This window comes from Pseudomonas sp. JDS08PS003 (assembly GCF_045013505.1).
GTDB lineage: Bacteria > Pseudomonadota > Gammaproteobacteria > Pseudomonadales > Pseudomonadaceae > Aquipseudomonas > Aquipseudomonas protegens_B.
On record NZ_CP120724.1, the window covers coordinates 5,013,907 to 5,031,764 of the forward strand.

At 65.4% G+C, this 17,858-nt stretch carries 2 protein-coding genes; both read right to left on the bottom strand.

Translation table 11 applies throughout. The annotated features are described in order from the left end of the window. Positions 1-12: 12 nt before the first annotated feature. Positions 13-6,594, bottom strand: a complete 6,582-nt coding sequence (locus P7C00_RS22135; RefSeq protein ID WP_404937376.1) for an amino acid adenylation domain-containing protein — start codon at positions 6,592-6,594, stop codon at positions 13-15. Further along, complete coding sequence (locus P7C00_RS22140; protein ID WP_404937377.1) at positions 6,594-17,741, bottom strand: non-ribosomal peptide synthase/polyketide synthase; 11,148 nt, start codon at positions 17,739-17,741, stop codon at positions 6,594-6,596. Before P7C00_RS22140 ends, P7C00_RS22135 begins: the two co-directional genes overlap by 1 nt. Positions 17,742-17,858 lie beyond the last annotated feature (117 nt).

A 17,858-nucleotide genomic window follows, 5' to 3' on the forward strand; every position in this document is an offset into this window, starting at 1 on the left:
GTACTACCTCGCCTAAGAAATTATTTTTTCAAGATCATCGGGAGATAAACGTTTGAGGGCCTCCAAAGATTTAGCCAATTCGTCCTGCAGCGAAGAAGTTGTCTGCCGCAGGGCCTGAACCTTCTCGACAAAGGCCGCGAGGCTCTCTGCACCGAACAGCGACTTGATGGGAATATCCACGCCAAACTGCTGCTTGACCCGGGTCACCACCTGGGCCACCAGCAGGGAGTGGCCGCCCAGCTCGAAGAAGTTGTCGCTCATGCCCACCCGATCCAGCTTCAGCACATCGGCCCAGATCGCCGCGACCTGCTGCTCCAGCTCGCTCTGCGGCGCCACATAGACTTGCTGCATCTGCTGGGCCTCGACCTTGGGCAGGGCCTTGCGATCGAGCTTGCCGTTGGGGGTCAGCGGCAACGCTTCGAGGAACAGCAGGTAGGCCGGCACCATGTAGTCCGGCAGGTGTTCCTTGAGTGCAGTCTTGAGACTGTCACGCAGGGCGGCCTGGGCCTCGACGGTCGGGGTGGCCTCGCTCGGCACGATATAGGCCACCAATTGCTGGCCGTTCTCGCCGTCCTGGGCCAGGACGAAGGCTTCACGCACCGCCGCTTGCTGCACCAGCCGCGCTTCGATTTCCCCCAGCTCGATACGGAAACCGCGGACCTTCACCTGATGGTCGATACGACCGATGTATTCGATCACCCCATCGGCGTGATAGCGGGTCAGGTCGCCGGTGCGATACACCCGGCCCCCATCGCTGGAGAACGGGTTGGGCACGAATTTCTCGGCGGTCAACGCCGGGCGTGCCAGGTAGCCACGGGTGACCCCGGCACCGGCCAGGTACAGCTCGCCGGCACTGCCCACCGGCACCGGTTGCAGGTCCGGGCTGAGGATGTAGCTCTGGGTGTTGCTGATGGCCCGGCCGATATTGGCCTGCCCTCCCGCCTCGCGCCGGGTGTAGGTCGAGTAGGTGGTGTCTTCCGAAGGGCCATACAGGTCGTAGACATGCACCAGCCCGGGCTGTTGGTAGAGGCTATCTACCAAGGCCTGCTTCAGTGGTTCGCCCGCCAGGTTGATGATTCGCACGCTAGGCGGAATCTGCCCGCTGCGTTGCAGCGCGGCAATTGCCGACGGCACGGTGTTGATCAAGCGCACCCGGTCGCGATCCGCCAGCTCCGGAATCTCCAGGGCATTGCGGGCCAGGACGATGGAACCGCCGCTGGACAGGGTGACAAACAGCTCCCACACCGACAGGTCGAAGCAGATCGAAGTCGAGGCCAGCACCCCTTGCAAGTCTTCAGCGCTGTACACCCGGTTCGACCATTGGATCAGCGCCAGCACGTTGCGATGGGCAATCGCCACGCCCTTGGGCAGACCGGTGGAACCGGAGGTGTAGATCACATAGGCCAGATTGTCCGGGGTCGCTCGTGGCGCGGGGTCGTCTGTCGAGTACCCATCCAGCCAGCCCGGCTGGGCATCCAGTTGCAGGGTCTGCAGGGATTCCACGGACGGCAGCAGTGCCAGCAACGCGCTTTCGGTCAACAGAATCTGCGCCTGACTGTCGCGCAGCATGTGGGCCAGACGATCCTGTGGATAATCCGGGTCCAGGGGCACATAGGCGCCACCGGCCTTGAGCACCGCCAACAGCGCCACGACCATTTCCGGGGTGCGCTGCAAGGCCACGCCCACCCGCACTTCAGGCCCCACACCCAGCTCGATCAGCTTGTGCGCCAGACGGTTGGCCCGCTCGTTGAGCTGCCGGTAGCTCAGGCGCTGACCGGCAAATAGCAGGGCTTCGGCGTTAGGGGTTTTCTGTACTTGCGCTTGTACCAACTGGTGCACGCAGTGCTCGCCGGCAAACTCACCGGTGGCCGGGACCCACTCGTGCAGCAACTGGTTCTGCTCGGCAGCACCCAGCAGCGGCAAATCCCCCAGACGCTGGCGCGGCTGCTGGACGATGCCCTGCAGCAACTGCACCCAGGACTGGGCCAGACGCTCGATGGTTGATGCCTCGAACAGGTCGGTGGCGTAGGTCAGGGAAGCCCAGAGGCGATCCCCGGACTCGAAGGTGTCCAGGCTCAGATCGAACTGGGTCGTGCTGTCCTCGCCACTGAGCATCTGCACCTGCAACCCTGGAATCTCCAGGGTTGCAGCGTCCTGGCGGGCGGCAGCCTGGTGGTTGAACATCACCTGGAACAGCGGGCTGTAGCTCAGGCTGCGCTCCGGCTTGAGGGCTTCCACCAGTTGTTCGAAGGGCAGGTCCTGATGTTCCTGGGCCTCCAGCGCGCGTCTTTTGACCTGACTTAGAAAGTCGCTGAAGCTCAGTTGCCCGTCGACTTCAGCCTTGAGCACCTGGGTATTGACGAAGAAGCCGATCAGGCGCTCGGTCTCCACCCGATTGCGGTTGGCGGTCGGCACCCCGACGCGGATGTCCGCCTGACCGCTGTAGCGGTGCAGCAGTACCTGGAACGAGGCCAGCAACAGCATGAACAGCGTGACCCCTTCGCGCTGGGCCAGCTGTTTCAGCCCCCCCGGTAAGGCGCCATCCAGGCTGATGCCATGGCGCGCGCCCTTGTGGCTTTGCTGCAACGGCCGCGGATGGTCCAGAGGCAAATCCAGAACCTGAGCGCCGCCTTCCAGTTGCTGCAACCAGTAATCCAGTTGCCGCTCGCGCTCACCGGCTTCCATCCACTGGCGTTGCCAGGCAGCGTAGTCCGCGTACTGCACCGCCAGCGCCGGCAACTCGGCCTCCTGCCCCTGGCTATGGGCGCCGTAGAGCCGGATCAGTTCCTCCACCATCAACTGCATCGACCAGCCATCGGAAACGATGTGATGCTGGACCAGCACCAGCACATGCTCGTCCGCCGCCAGGCGCACCAGGGTGGCCCGCAGCAAAGGCCCCTGGCGCAGGTCGAACGCCTGCCGTACCTGAGTGTCGATGACCTGCTTGATCAAGTCATCGGCATTGCCGGCCTCCACCAACAGGGACAAGTCCTGCTGGCTGATGGGCAAACGGGCCTGGGCCGCGATCACCTGGGTCAGGCCCCCGGCGCTCTCGACAAAGTGCGTGCGCAAGCTTTCATGGCGGGCGATCAAGGCATCGAAACTGCTTTGCAGGGCCTGGCTATCCAGAGCGCCACGCAGGCGCAGGGCCATGGGGATGTGATAGGCGCTGCTGTCGGGGTCCAGCTGCCAGAGGAACCACTGGCGCTCCTGGGCATAGGACACCACCAGCGGCTGCTGCCGGTCCACCAGGGGAATCGACTGGAGTGGCTGGGCGGTTTCCGGCCCCAGCAGGCGGACGAAATCTTCCAGCGACTCGCCTTCGAACAGCAGCTTGAGCGGCGCCTCGATGCCCAGCTCCTGGCGGATGCGCGACATCACCTGGGTAGCCAGCAGCGAATGGCCGCCGAGCTCGAAGAAGTTATCGGTCAAGCCGACCTTTTCCAGTTTCAGCACCTGGGCCCAGATCCCGGCCACTTGCTGTTCGCGCTCGCTGCGCGGGGCCACGTGGGCCTGCTGCAACAGGCTGCCGTCGATGGCCGGCAAGGCAGCGCGATTGAGCTTGCCGTTGGCGGTCAGGGGCAGCGCCTGGAGGAACAGCACATGGGCCGGAACCATGTAGCCCGGCAGGTGCTCGCGCAGCCCGACCTTGATGGCGTCGCGCAGTGGCAGTTGCTCGGCAAGCGGGTCCTGGCCGTTCCAGTCCAGGCCGGCGGGCACCACGTAGGCCACCAGTTGCGGGCCGTCGGGGCCTTCCGGGGCCAGCACCACCGCCTCACGCACCGCAGACAATTCCAGCAGCCGCGCTTCGATCTCCCCCAGCTCGATACGGAAACCGCGGATCTTCACCTGGTGGTCGATACGGCCGATGTAGCCGATCGAACCGTCGGCCTGATAACGCGCCAGATCGCCGGTGCGGTAGAGACGCCCACCAGCCTCGCCGAACGGGTCCGGGACAAACCGCGCCGCACTCAAGTCGCCGCGGTTCAGGTAGCCCCAGGCCAGCCCGGCACGCCCGACATACAGCTCACCGATGCAGCCCTTGGGCACCGGTTGCAGGTTGCCGTCCAGCAAATACCAGGACATGTCGGGAATCAGCTCGCCAATCGGGCTGGCCCCCGTCAGGCTCAGATCCGCCACGGACAAGGGACGATAGGTCACGTGTACCGTGGTTTCGGTGATGCCGTACATGTTCACCAACTGCGGGCGCTGATCGCCGAAACGCTGGAACCAGGGTTGCAGGGTATTGACCTCCAGAGCCTCGCCACCGAACACGATGTAGCGCAACCGATGCACAGGCTCGGCGCTGCAGGCCACGTGCATCAACTGGCGGAACGCCGACGGCGTCTGGTTGAGCACCGTCACGCCCTCGCTGCAGAGCAGCGGGTAGAAGTCCTGGGCCGAGCGCGCCACCTCCTGGGGCACGATCAGCAGCCGCCCGCCGTACAACAGGGCCCCGAAAATCTCCCACACCGAGAAGTCGAACGCATAGGAGTGGAACAGGCTCCAGACATCCTCGGGGCCGAACTGGAACCACTCCTGGGTGGCCGCGAACAGGCGCAGGACGTTGTGGTGCGGCTGCAAGGTGCCCTTGGGCTTGCCGGTGGAGCCGGAGGTATAGATCACGTAGGCCAAGTCCTCGGGTGTTACCCCGACCTCGGGGTTGTCGACCCGGTAGCCGTCCAGGGGTTGCTCCAGCAACCAGGTACTGCCGGCAAACGCCGGCAAGCCCTGCAGCAGATGCCCCTGGGTCAGCAGCAACGCGATGGCGCTGTCCTGCATCATGTGCTGCAGGCGATCCTGGGGATAGGCCGGGTCCAGCGGCACATAGGCACCGCCGGCCTTGAGGATCGCCAGCAGGCCAATGACCATCTCCAGGCTGCGCTCCACCGCCAGCCCCACCAGTACATTGGGGCCCACGCCCTGCTCGATGAGCTTGTGCGCCAGGCGGTTGGCCCGATCGTTGAGCTGCCGGTAGTCCAGGCTCTGCCCGGCGAAGGTCAGGGCAATGGCCTGGGGGGCCCTGGCGGCCTGAGCCTCGATGAGCTGATGGACGCAGGCCCGGGAAGGGAATGCCTGCTGCTGCGGGTTCCACTGGTCGAGGATCTGCGCCTGCTCGTCGGCCCCCAGCAATGGCAACAGGCCGATGCGCTGCTGCGGCTGGCGGGCAACGCCTTGCAGCAAATGACGCCAATGGGCGGCCAGGCGCTCGATGGTGGCGGCGTCGAACACATCGGTAGCATAGACCAGGGACGCGGCGATCCGACCCTGGGTTTCCACGGTGTCCAGGGTCAGATCGAACTGCGCCGACTGCCCTTGGGAGTCCAGAGCCTCGATGCTCAGGCCAGGCAGGTTCAGGGGTTTGCCTGCGACCGCCGCTTCCACCTGGTGGTTGAACATCACTTGGAACAGCGGGTTGTGGCTCAGGCTGCGCTCCGGCTGCAAGGCCTCCACCAGTTGCTCGAAAGGCAGGTCCTGGTGCGCCTGCGCCGCCAGGGCGGTCTGGCGCACCTGCTGCAACAGCTGGCTGAAGGACATCTGCCCGTCGATCTCGGCCTTGAGCACCTGGGTGTTGACGAAGAAGCCGATCAGGCGCTCGGTCTCGACCCGGTTGCGGTTGGCAATGGGTACACCGACGCGGATATCGGCCTGGCCGCTGTAGCGGTGCAGCAGGGTCTGGAAAGAGGCCAGCAACAGCATGAACAGGGTCACCCCTTCCCGCTGGGCCAGGCTGCCCAGGGCTTCACTCAACGGCTGCTCCAGGGTCAGCTCCAGGCGCCCGCCCCGATGGCTCTGCACCGCGGGACGCGGGCGGTCCAGAGGCAGTTCAAGCAAAGGTTGCTCGCCGCCCAGTTGCGCCGTCCAGTAGGCCAGTTGCCGGTCCTTTTCACCGGCCTCCATCCAGTGGCGCTGCCAGAGGGCGTAGTCGGCATACTGGATCGGCAGCGCCGGCAACGGCGCCGTCTGCCCTTGGCAGTAACCGATGTAGAGCGCGATCAGTTCATCCACCATGACCTGCATCGACCAGCCATCGGAGACGATGTGGTGCTGGGTCAGGACCAGCACATGGTCATCCTCGGCCACCTGCAACAGGCCGACCCTGAGCAACGGCCCGGCCAGCAGATCGAACAGCTGCCGGGTCTGGGCCTGGACGAAGTCCTGCACGGCCACCTGGATCTGCTGTTCGCTCGCCTGCGCCGGCAGTGCCTGGCGCACCAGTTCCAGGCGCGCCTCGGGGGCGACCACCTGCAGCGCCGTGTCGGCCTCCTCGACAAAATGCGTGCGCAGGCTTTCATGGCGGGCGATCAGGCTGTCAAAACTGCGCTGCAAGGCCTCGACGTTCAGCTTCCCGCGCAGGCGCAGGGCTTTGGGAATGTGATAGGCCGTGCTCTCGGGCGCCAGTTGCCAGAGGAACCACTGGCGTTGCTGGGCATAGGACAGCGGCAGGTGCTCCTGGCTCAGGCGTACCTCGGGAATCGGCAGGTTGGCCGGGGAGATGCCCTGTTCGAGCATCTTCTGCAGGTAGACCTTGCGTTTTTCCAGGGGCAGCAGGATGAAGCCTTTGACAATTTTCAGCGCGGTGGTGTTGTCCATTACACAGCCTCCATTTCGTCGAGCAACAGTTCCAGCGCACTCAGGTCGGCGTCTTGCACCTGGCCGGGCGTCTTCTGCAACTGGCTGACGAACAGCCCCAGGGAGGGAAATTCAAACGCCATCTGCACACTGACCTGGCGCCCAAGCTTGAGCTGGACTCGAGAGACCATCGCGGTTACCAACAAGGAATGCCCACCTAGTTCAAAGAAGTTATCGTTCATGCCCACCTGCTCGACCTCCAGCACCTGGGCCCAGATCGCCGCGACCTGCTGTTCCAGTTCGCTCTGTGGAGCGATGTAGGCCTGCTGCAACAGGCTGGCGTCGGCCTTGGGCAGGGCCTTGCGGTCCAGCTTGCCGTTGGGGCTCAACGGCAGGGCCTCAAGGAACAGCAGGTGCGCCGGCAGCATGTAGTCCGGCAACACCTGCTTGAGGGCCGCTTTCAATTGCTCGCGCAACTGCGTCTGCTGTTCCAGGCTCTCCACCGCCACGCCCGCGGCCGCCACCACGTAGGCCACCAGCTGTGGACCACCGGCTGCCTCCTGGGCCAGTACCACTGCCTCGCGCACCAGCGGTAGCTCCAGCAGCCGCGCTTCGATCTCGCCCATTTCGATACGGAAACCGCGGATCTTCACCTGGTGGTCGATGCGCCCGGCGTACTCGATCACGCCTTCGGCGTCATAGCGGGCCAGGTCACCGGAGCGGTACAGGCGCCCACCATCGCTGCTGAACGGATCGGGAATGAAACGCTCGGCGGTCAGGCCTGGGCGGTCGTGATAACCCCGGGCCAGCAACTCGCCACCGATCATCAGCTCGCCGGTTGCGCCGCTGAGGGTCAGGTTGCCGCTGTTGTCCAGCAGGTAGATGGAGCGGCCCGGCAAACCCTTGCCCAGCGGCATCTGGCTCGGCAACGCCTGCCCATCCTGCAGGTAGCGACTGCAGTCATGGGCGGTAACGCTCACCGTGGCCTCGGTCGGCCCGTAGGTGTTGAGCAGGCAGGCGTGTTTCAGGCCGGCCTTCTTCCACGCCGCCACGCCTTCTGCCGGCATGGCTTCGCCCCCCAGGTTGAGCTGGCGCAGGCGACCGAAGTCGCGGGGTTCGCGGGTGGCGAAATCCTTGCCCAGCATGAACCAGTAAGCGGTGCTCAAGTCGACGATGCTGATGCCCTGCTCGATCAGCTCGCGGTAGAAGGTTTCGCTGTCCCACAGCTCCTTGCCGCGAATCACCACCGAGGCGCCACAGATCAGCGCCGGGTACAGCTGTTCGACAAAGGCGTCGAAGTTGAAGGTGGAGAACTGCAGGCCACGGTCTGCCGCGCTCATGTTGAAGTAGTCCCGGGAAACCTGGGCGTGCTGGCTCAAGGCGCTGTGGCTGATATCTACACCCTTGGGCCGTCCGGTGGAGCCGGAGGTGTACATCACGTACGCCAGGTTGGCACCCTGCGCCCGCGGTTGCGGGTTGCTCCGGGCATAGCCGTCCAGGCCCTGCTGATCCAGGCACAGGTGGGGTACCTCCACGCCGTCGCGCAGGCGCTCCAGCAGTGGAGTCTGGGTCAGCAGCAGCTGGATGCCGCTGTCCTGCATCATGTAGTGCAGCCGGTCCTGGGGGTACTCGGGGTCCAGCGGCACGTAGGCGCCGCCGGCCTTGAGCACTGCCAGCAATCCGACAATCATGTCCAGCCCGCGCTCCACGGCGATGCCCACCCGCACATCCGGGCCCACGCCCTGCTCGATCAACTTATGGGCCAACTGGTTGGCCCTCTGGTTGAATTGGCCATAGCTCAGTGGCTCACCGGCGCACAGCAGCGCCACGGCATCCGGAGTGCGCGCGGCCTGGGTCTCGATCAACTGCTGGACACAGAGCGGCGACAGGTCACGCGCCGGAGTACGACTGCGTTGTTCCTCGATCAAGCGGCGCTCGGTAGCGCCAGTCAGCGCCAACTCGCCGATGCTCGACTGCGGCTGCTCCACCAGCGCCATGAGCACCTGCTCCAGGTAGCCCGCCAGTTGCTGGATGTTCGCCTGGGCGAAATGCTCCAGGGCATAGCTGTAGTCGAACGCCAGAGTCTGCCCCAAGTAGACCGACAGGGTCAGCGGGTAGTTGGTCTGCTCATGGTTGGCCGCCATGCCAAAGCGCAACTGTGCCGGGGCGCCTTGGGCCAGGGCCTCGGACACCGGGTAGTTCTCGAACACCAGGATGTTGTCGAACAGCGCCTCGCCCCCCAGGCCGGCCCAGCGCTGCACGTCGTACAGCGGCGTGTGTTCAAAGTCACGCAGGGCCAGATTGCGTTCCTGCACCAGTTGCAACCAGTCACTGACAGGCATGTCCGGACGCGGCGCAGCCACGACCGGCAGAGTGTTGATGAACAGGCCGATCTGCTGCTCCACGCCCCTGAGCTCCGCCGGACGCCCGGACACGGTGGCACCGAACACCACGCTGTCCTGCCCGGTGTAGCGTTGCAGCAGCAACAGCCAAGCGGCTTGCACCAGGGTATTGACCGTGACCTTCTGCTGGCGGGCGAACTCGCTCAAGCGTTGCGTCTGTTGCAGATCCAGGTGCTGCTGATGGGCGGCGTAGCCCTTGCCGGCCGGAGCCTGGCCACCGCGGCTGATGGCCTGGGCCAGACGGGTCGGCTCATCCAGGGCCGCCAGTTGCTGTTTCCAGAAGGTCTCACTGAGCTGGGCGTCCTGGCGTTGCAGCCAGGCGATGTAGTCGCGATAGCGCCCGGGTGCCTGGCTCGCGAACTGCCCCGCATAGCGCTGCAGCACTTCCCCTAGCAGCCGTGAGTTGCTCCAGCCGTCCATCAGGATGTGGTGGTTGGTGTAGATCAGGTGGTAACGCTGCTCGCCAGTGCGCACCAGAGTCAGGCGTAGCAGTGGCGCGGCCAGCAGGTCGAAACCACGCAGGCGCTCCTCCTCGGCCAAACCATCCAGGGCGGCTGGCACGGCCTCGTTCGCCCGCCAGTCATGCTCGACAAAGTCCAGGCGGATACGCTTGTGCACCACCTGGATCGGCGCCGGCAGCTCGCCCTGCCAGAGGAAGCCGCTGCGCAGGATGTCATGGCCGTCGATGGCCGCCTGCCAGGCCTGGCGGAAGCGCTCGGGCTCAAGCCCGTCCACATCCACCCGCAGTTGGTTGATGTAGTCGCCCGCGCCCTGCTCGTAGAGGGTGTGGAACAGCATGCCTTGCTGCATCGGCGACAGCGGATAAAGGTCTTCGACCTCAGCCAGGGCCAGTGGCAACTGGTCCAGTTGCTGTTGGTTCAGGCCCGCCAGCGGGAAGTCCGACGGGGTCACCCCACGGTGCTCGGGCTGGCTGCAATGCTCGATCAGGGCCTGGAGCTCCTGGGCATACTCGTCTGCCAAGCGCTGGATGGTGGTGGTATCGAACATCGCCTGGCTGAAGGTCCAGCCCAGCTTCAATTGGCCGCCATAGACCTGGCCATTGATGCTCAGCCAGTTGCCCAGCGGAGCCTGGGCGCCTTGATCGGCACCCTTGGCTTCGGCGCTGGGGGCAAACCAGGCATCCGGCTCATCGAAGCTGCCATCGAACTGGCCCAGGTAGTTGAAGGTGATGCGCGGCACCGCCAGTGCCGCGAGGGCTGCCTGTGCTTGAGCATCCCCCAGGTGGCGCAGGGCACCAAAGCCGATGCCCTTGTTCGGCACCGCCCGCAGCTGTTCCTTGATGAGCTTGATCGAGTCGGCCAGCGCCGGCTGCGGTGTCAGCTTCACCGGGAACATGCTGGTGAACCAGCCCACAGTGCGGCTCAGGTCGATGCTGTCGAAAAGCTCTTCGCGGCCGTGGCCCTCCAGTTGCACCAGGGCGCTGCTGTCGCCGGTCCAGCGGGTAATGACCCGGGCCAGGGCAGTGAGCAGCAGATCGTTGATCTGGGTGCGATAGGCTGCCGGCGCGTCCTGCAACAGACGCTGGGTATAGCTCGGGTCCAGTTCGGTGCTGACGCTCAGGGCGTCCTTGATCACGACCTGATCCGTTGTCCGGTCACAAGGCAGGCCCGACTCGACGCCCTGCAGTTGCGCCTGCCAGTAACCCAGCTCCTGCTGCAGCGCCGCGCTGTTGGCATAGGCTTGCAATTGCCCGGCCCAGGCCTGAGAGGAGCTGGTTTTGGCCGGCAGTTTGATGGCTTGCCCGGCGGCCTGCTGTACCAGGGCCTGATGCAGGTCCTCCAGCAGCACCCGCCAGGACACCCCGTCCACCACCAGGTGATGGATGGCCAGCAGTAGGCGCTGGGTGCCGTCCTGCAACGTGAAGAGCACGGCACGCAGTAAAGGCCCCTGTTGCAGATCGAGGCTGCGCTGTGCGGTATCACACAGGGCTTGCAGCGATTCTTCATTGGCGTCGTCCGCCAGCCACAGCAGCGCATCGGCCTGCGTCGCCGCCAACGGTGCCGCAGTCACCTGCCCCAGCGGAGCATAAGTCGCGACCCAGGCTGCGCCTTCTTCGACAAACTTCAGGCGCAGGCCGTCGTGGTGTTCGAGCAAGGCTTGCAAGCCCTGCTGCAGTGCCTGGGCACTCAGAGGCTTCAGCGGCTTGAGCAGCACCGACTGGTTCCAGTGATGACGCTCCGGCACCGGGGTGTCGAAGAACCACTGCTGGATCGGCAGCAGCGCCATTTCGCCACGCACCGGACCCTGATCGATCTGCAACCCGCCCTCGCCCTGCTCCGCCACCGTGGCCAGCCCTTGCACCGTCTGGTGCTGGAACAGGTCCTTGGGGGTGAAGCGGATACCGGCCTGCCGCGCACGGCTGACCACCTGGATCGAGATGATCGAGTCGCCCCCGAGCTCGAAGAAGTTGTCGGTGACGCCCACCTGTTCAAGTTTCAGCACATCGGCCCAGATCGCCGCGATCTGTTGTTCCAGCGGGTTCTGCGGCGCCACGTAGGTCTGCTGCATCAACTGCGCATCGACTTTCGGCAGCGACTTGCGGTCCAGCTTGCCATTCGGTGTCAGCGGCAGTGCTTCGAGGAACAGCAGGTAAGTCGGCACCATGTAGTCCGGCAGGCTTTCCCGCAGGCGAGCCTTGATGCTTTCGCGCAACTGCGCCTGGCGCTCGTTGCTCAACGCCACCTCGGCGTCCACCGGCACGATGTAGCCCACCAGCTGCTGGCCACTCGGCCCTGGCTGGGCGATCACCGCCACTTCCAGCACCGGGTCCTGTTCCAACAGGCGCGCTTCGATCTCGCCCAGTTCGATACGGAAACCCCGCACCTTCACCTGATGGTCGACACGGCCTACGTACTCCACCAAGCCATCGGTGCGATAGCGGGTCAGGTCGCCGCTGCGGTACAGCCGGGCACCGGTGGTGCTGTAGGGGTCAGGGATAAAGCGTTCCGCTGTCAGCCCAGGTCGATCCAGGTAACCCCGGGCCACGCCCAGGCCGCCCAGGTACAACTCGCCGGCCACGCCAACCGGTAACAGGTTGAGGTTGGCATCGGCCACATAGGCGCTGCGATTGCCGACGATATTGCCGATAGGCGCATAGGCCGCATCGCACGGATCGCCCGCCTTGGCCTTCCAGATCAACGGCGTAACCACAGTTTCGGTCGGGCCGTAGCCGTTGAAGATGTACTTGGGCCGCAGCACTCGCCACGCCAAATCGTAACTGGCCTGGGGCACTGCATCGCCGCCGAAGCAGTAGACCCGCACCGCCGGCGGATTGCCGTCGCGCTCGGCGTGTACCGCCAGTTGTTGCAGGTACACCGGCGGGAACACACCGACGGTGACGCCGTAGCGATGCATCTGTTCGTAGGTGAATTCCGGCGACCACAAACTATCGTCGCGGATCAGCACGCTGGCGCCGTAGATCAGCGGGTGCATCCAGCCTTCATGGGAGCCGTCGAAGGCGAAGGACATGAAGTGCAGCTCACAATCCGCCGGGCTCATTTCATAACGCTCACCGGTGGCCAGGCTGTGCATCGCCAGCGGCCCATGGGACACCGCCACGCCCTTGGGCAAGCCGGTGGAGCCGGAGGTGTAGATCACATAGGCGAGGTTTTCCTCGGCCAGCTCCACCTGCGGGGCACTGGCGGGATAGCCGGCAAAATCCGCGGCCCGCTCCACCGACAAGGTCGGCAGGCCATCGGGGATCGGCAAGCGATCCAGCAGATGGCTCTGGGTCAGCAGCAGCCACGCGCCGCTGTCCTGCATCATGTAGCGCAGACGGTCCTGGGGGTATTCGATATCCAGCGGTACATAGACCCCACCGGCCTTGAGCACGGCAAGGAAGGCCACCATGATTTCCGCACAGCGCGGCATGGCAATCGCCACCCGCACTTCCGGGCCAACGCCCAGCTCGATCAACTTGTGCGCCAGCTGGTTGGCTTGAGTATCCAGCTCGCGGTAGCTCAGGCGCTGCTCGGCGAAGAACACCGCCGGCGCATCCGGGGCCTTGGCCGCCTGATCGGCGAACAGCTGATGGACAAAACGGTGGGTCGGGTAGACCACATCGGTGTGGTCCCAATCCTGGCGAATGCGGCGCTGCTCGTCCTGACCCAGCATCGGCAGCTCGCCCAGGGCCCGCTGCGGTTCAAGCAGGCCTTGCAGCAGGTTGCGCCAGTGGTCGGCCAACTGTTCGACGGTGGCCACCTCGAACAACTCGCCGGCATAGATGAACGAAGCGTTGATCCCGGCGTCGGTCTCCAGGGTTTCCAGGGTCAGGTCAAATTGCGCGGTCCCGCCCTGCAGGACCATTTCCTCGGCCAGCAGGCCCGGCAGGCTGGCGCCGTCGGTGCTCTCCCCAGCAATGCTCAGGTGGTTGTACATCACCTGGAACAACGGGTTCTGGTCCAACGCACGCTGAGGCTTGAGAGCATCCACCAGACGATCGAACGGCAGGTCCTGATGCGCCTGGGCGGCCAGGGCCGTGGCCTTGACCTGCCGCAGCAACTGCCCCACCGGCAGGTTCGGCGCCAGCTCAATGCGCATCACCAGGGTGTTGACGAAGAAGCCCATCACCCCTTCCATTTCCTGGTGGCGACGATTGCTCACCGGCACCCCGATGCGGATATCCGGCTGGTCGGAGTAACGGTGCAACAACAACGCGAACGATCCCAGGAAAAGCTGGAACAGGGTCATGTCATGTTCCCGCGCCACTCGGCGCAACCCCTGTTCCAGGTCCGTCGGCAGGCGCAGGCCCAGGCGCTCCTGGCGGTGGGTGACCAGGGCCTGGCGTGGATGATCCAGAGGCAGCTCCAGCACCGGATGCTCCAGCCCCAGTTGCTGGCGCCAGTAATCCAGCTGGCGCTGTTGCTCGCCCTGCTCCAGCCAGTTGCGATGCCAGTTGGCGTAGTCGGCGTACTGCACGCTCAACGGCTCGAACTGCGGTGCCTGCCCCTGGATCAAGCCGCGGTACAGCGCGACGAATTCCCGGGCCAGCACACTCATGGAAGCGCCATCGGAAATGATGTGGTGCAAGGTCACCACCAGCAGGCAATCCTGCTCGGCGATCTGCAGCACCCGGGCCCGGCACAGGGGGCCGTGCTCCAAGTCGAACAGTTGCTGGGTCTCCTCAAGAGCGCGGGCCTGGACGGCCGCGCGGGGCAGGCCCGGCGCCAGCCGCTCCCAGGCCACACTGATCTCACCTTGCGCATGCACCACCTGGCACAGACGGTCCTGATGCTGGGTGAAAGTGGTGCGGAACGCTTCATGGCGCTGCGTCAGGGCGTCGAAGGTCTGCTGCAAGGCAGCCTGGTCCAGCCCCCCCTGCAACCGGACCACGATCGGCGTGTGGTAGGCGGTGCTCTGCGGGTGCATCTGCCAGAACAGCCACTGCCGCTGCTGGGCATGGGAAGCCGGCAAGGGCCCATCACGCTCCAGCGCCTCGATCTGCGGCAGTGCCGCGGCGCCCGCGCAGGCCTGTACCTGTTCGACGAACTCGTCCAAGCGCGAGGTTTCGAATAGCACCCGCAGCGGCACGTCCGCCGCCAGCAGGCGTCGCACCCGGGACATGATCTGGGTCGCCAGCAATGAATGACCGCCCAGGGCGAAGAAGTTGTCACCCAGGCCCACCCGCTCGACCTTGAGCACCGCCTGCCAGATCGCCGCGATGCCCTGCTGCAGCTCGCTGACCGGGGCCACAAAGGCCTCCACCGGCGCCTGCTGCTGCAACGGCGGCAAGGCCCGCAGGTCGAGCTTGCCGTTGGGGGTCAAAGGCATGCCGTCCAACGCCAGGAAATGCATCGGCAACATGTAGTCGGGCAAGGCCACCGCCAGTTGCCGGCGAATCTCCTGCCACGCCGCCTCCGGCTCTTGAGCCTTGGCCAGTACCACATAGGCCACCACTTGCGACTCGCCCGCCACACTGACCACCTGCGCCACGGCGTCTTCGACCTGGGACAACTGCTTGAGGGCCGCGGTGATTTCCCCCAGTTCGATACGGTAGCCGCGGATCTTCACCTGATGGTCGATGCGCCCCAGGTAGTCGATAACCCCACCCTCCAGATAGCGCGCCAGGTCACCGGTGCGGTACAGACGCTGCCCATCGCCGCTGAAGGGGTCCGGCACGAAGCGCTCGGCGGTCAAGGCCGCGCGCTGGTGGTAACCCCGCGCCAGGCCGGCGCCACCCAGGTACAGCTCGCCCGGGGTGCCGGGCGCCACCGGCTGCAGCGATGCATCCAGGACCCGCGCGCGGACGTTGGCCAGAGGCTGGCCCAGGGGCACCACCGCCAGCTCGTCCGCCAGCGCAGCGGCAGCCATGGTCAGGGCGCCGACCGTGGTTTCCGTGGGGCCGTAGTGGTTGAACACCGCGCACTCTGGCGCCAGGGTCGCGATCCTGCGGACCAGCGCCGCCGGACAGGCCTCGCCGCCCAGCACCAGGCACTGGCGCGGCAGGGAACGGGCCGGCTCTTCGCCGCTCATCAGCGCCTGCAAATGCGACGGGACGATCTTCAATACATCAATCTGGTGGGTGTGCAGGTAGGCGCCGAAGGCGTCGGCGTCCAACCCGGTATCCAGGTCGATCACGTGCAGGCAACTGCCGGAGCACAGGGCGCCGAACAGCGTGGTGTGGCCAAGATCCGCGGCGATGGTCGAGACCACGGCCATAGTGCGCGCAGCCCCCAGCGGCAGGCGCTGGATGATCGCCTGCACATAGTTGGCCAGGGCTCCGTGGGTGATGCTCACGCCTTTGGCGGCACCGGTGGAGCCGGAGGTGTAGATCGAATAGGCCAGGTTCCCGGCAGCCATCCCGGGCAAGGCTGCCAGCGGGTCACTGTCCGGCGCCCAGGCCTGTGCCTGATCCAGCAACAGCACCTCGACCCGGGCCGCCACCGGCAGCCGCGGCTGCACCGCCGTCTCGCTCAGCAACAGGCGTACGCCGCTGTCTTCAAGCATGTAGCTCAAGCGCTGTTCGGGGTATTGCGGGTCCAGGGGCACATAGGCACCGCCGGCCTTGAGCACCGCCAACAGGCCCAGCACCATCTCCAGGGAACGCTCCACAGCGATACCCACCGGCACTTCCGGCCCCACGCCACGCGCCACCAGCGCTGCGGCCAGACGGCTGGCACGCAGGTCCAGCTCGCGGTAGCTCAGGCACTGCCCGGCGAATACCAGGGCCGGTGCTTCGGGCTGCGCGGCGACCTGGCGGGCAAAGAGTTCGAGCACCGATTCGGCGCTGAACACCTCTTCTGCGCCAACCCCCTGGGCCAGGATGCCCCGGTGCTGCTGGGCACTGAGCAGCGGCAGTTCGGCAAGCGCCGACTGCGGCTCGCGCACCATCGCCCACAGCAGGTTCTGCCAGTGGCCGGCCATGCGCTCGATGGTCTGCGGCTCGAACAGTTGGCAGTCATAAGTGAAGGCGGCCTGCAACTGACCGCCGCGCTCGAAGGTGTCCAGGGTCAAGTCGAACTGCACCGTGCGCTCGTTGCGCGGCAAGGCCTGCACTTCCAGCCCGGAGCGGCTGCGCAGGGTGGTCAGTTCGGTGACCTGGGGCTGGTGGTTGTACAGCACCTGGAACAGCGGGCTGTGGCTCAGGCTGCGTTCCAGGTGCAGAGCTTCCACCAGGCGCTCGAAGGGCAGGTCCTGATGGGCCTGGGCGCCCAGGGTGGTCTCACGGATATCGGCCAGCAGTTGCTGCACCGTTAATTGCGGGCTCAGCTCGGTGCGCAATACCTGAGTGTTGACGAAGAAACCGATCAACCCCTCGGCTTCCTGGCGCGTGCGGTTGGCGATGGGCACACCGACCCGGATGTCCTGCTGGCCGCTGTAGCGCGACAGCAGCAGCTTGAAGCCAGCCAACAGCACGGCAAACAGGGTCACCCCCTGCTGGCGCGCCAGGGCGCCCAGTTGCTGGGCCAGAGGCTGCTCCAGTGCGAAATCCAGGCGGCGCCCCTGGCGGCTGGAATGGGTCGGCCGCGGATGGTCGGTGGGGAGTTTCAGCGGCGGATGCTCGTCACCCAGCTTGGCCCGCCAGTAGTCCAATTGACGCTCCTGCTCCCCCGCCTCCAGCCAGCTGCGCTGCCACAGGGCGTAGTCGCGGTACTGGATCGGCAACGCCGGAACACTTGGCGCCTCACCCTGAAGCAGGCTGTCGTAGGCGTGCAGGAACTCCTCGATCAAGACCCCCATCGACCAGCCGTCCGCGACGATATGGTGCAGGGTCAACAGCATCACGTGCTCCTGCTCGCCCAGGCCCAGTACGCAAACCCGTAGCAAAGGCCCCTGTTGCAGATCGAAGGGCCGGCGCGCTTCGGCGTCGGCCAACTGCTGCACCCGGGCTTCGCGCTGCGCCGGGCCGAGGTCGCAGAGATCCCGATAATCGATGTCGACCCGCGCCTCCTGAATCACCTGCCGAGGCTCATCGTCCTCCAGGGCAAAGACCGTGCGCAGACTCTCATGCCGCTCCAGCAGCCAATCGAAGGCCTGCGCCAGCACTGTCCGGTCCAGAGACCCGCTCAGGCGGACCGCGTTGGGCAGGTTGTAGGCCGCGCTCTGCGGGTCCAGTTGCCAGAGAAACCACATGCGCTGCTGCGCGTAGGACAGGGCCTGGCGATCAGGCACCGCAACCCCCGCAGGAATCGGCAGCAGAGAGAAGTCGACGCCTTCCTTGTCCAGAGCCTTCAAGAACAGCCGGCGCTTTTCCAGCGGCAGTTCAATGAATCTGCGGGCGAGCTTCAAGGAGTCTTCTGCATTCATCGGGAGTCATCCGTACTTACTTGTTGGGTATCGAGCATTGGCTCGGTCATCCCTACGGAACGGATGAAGGCCGGGGAAAATTAACCCGACACACGGCTCGACCCAGCAACCTCCGGG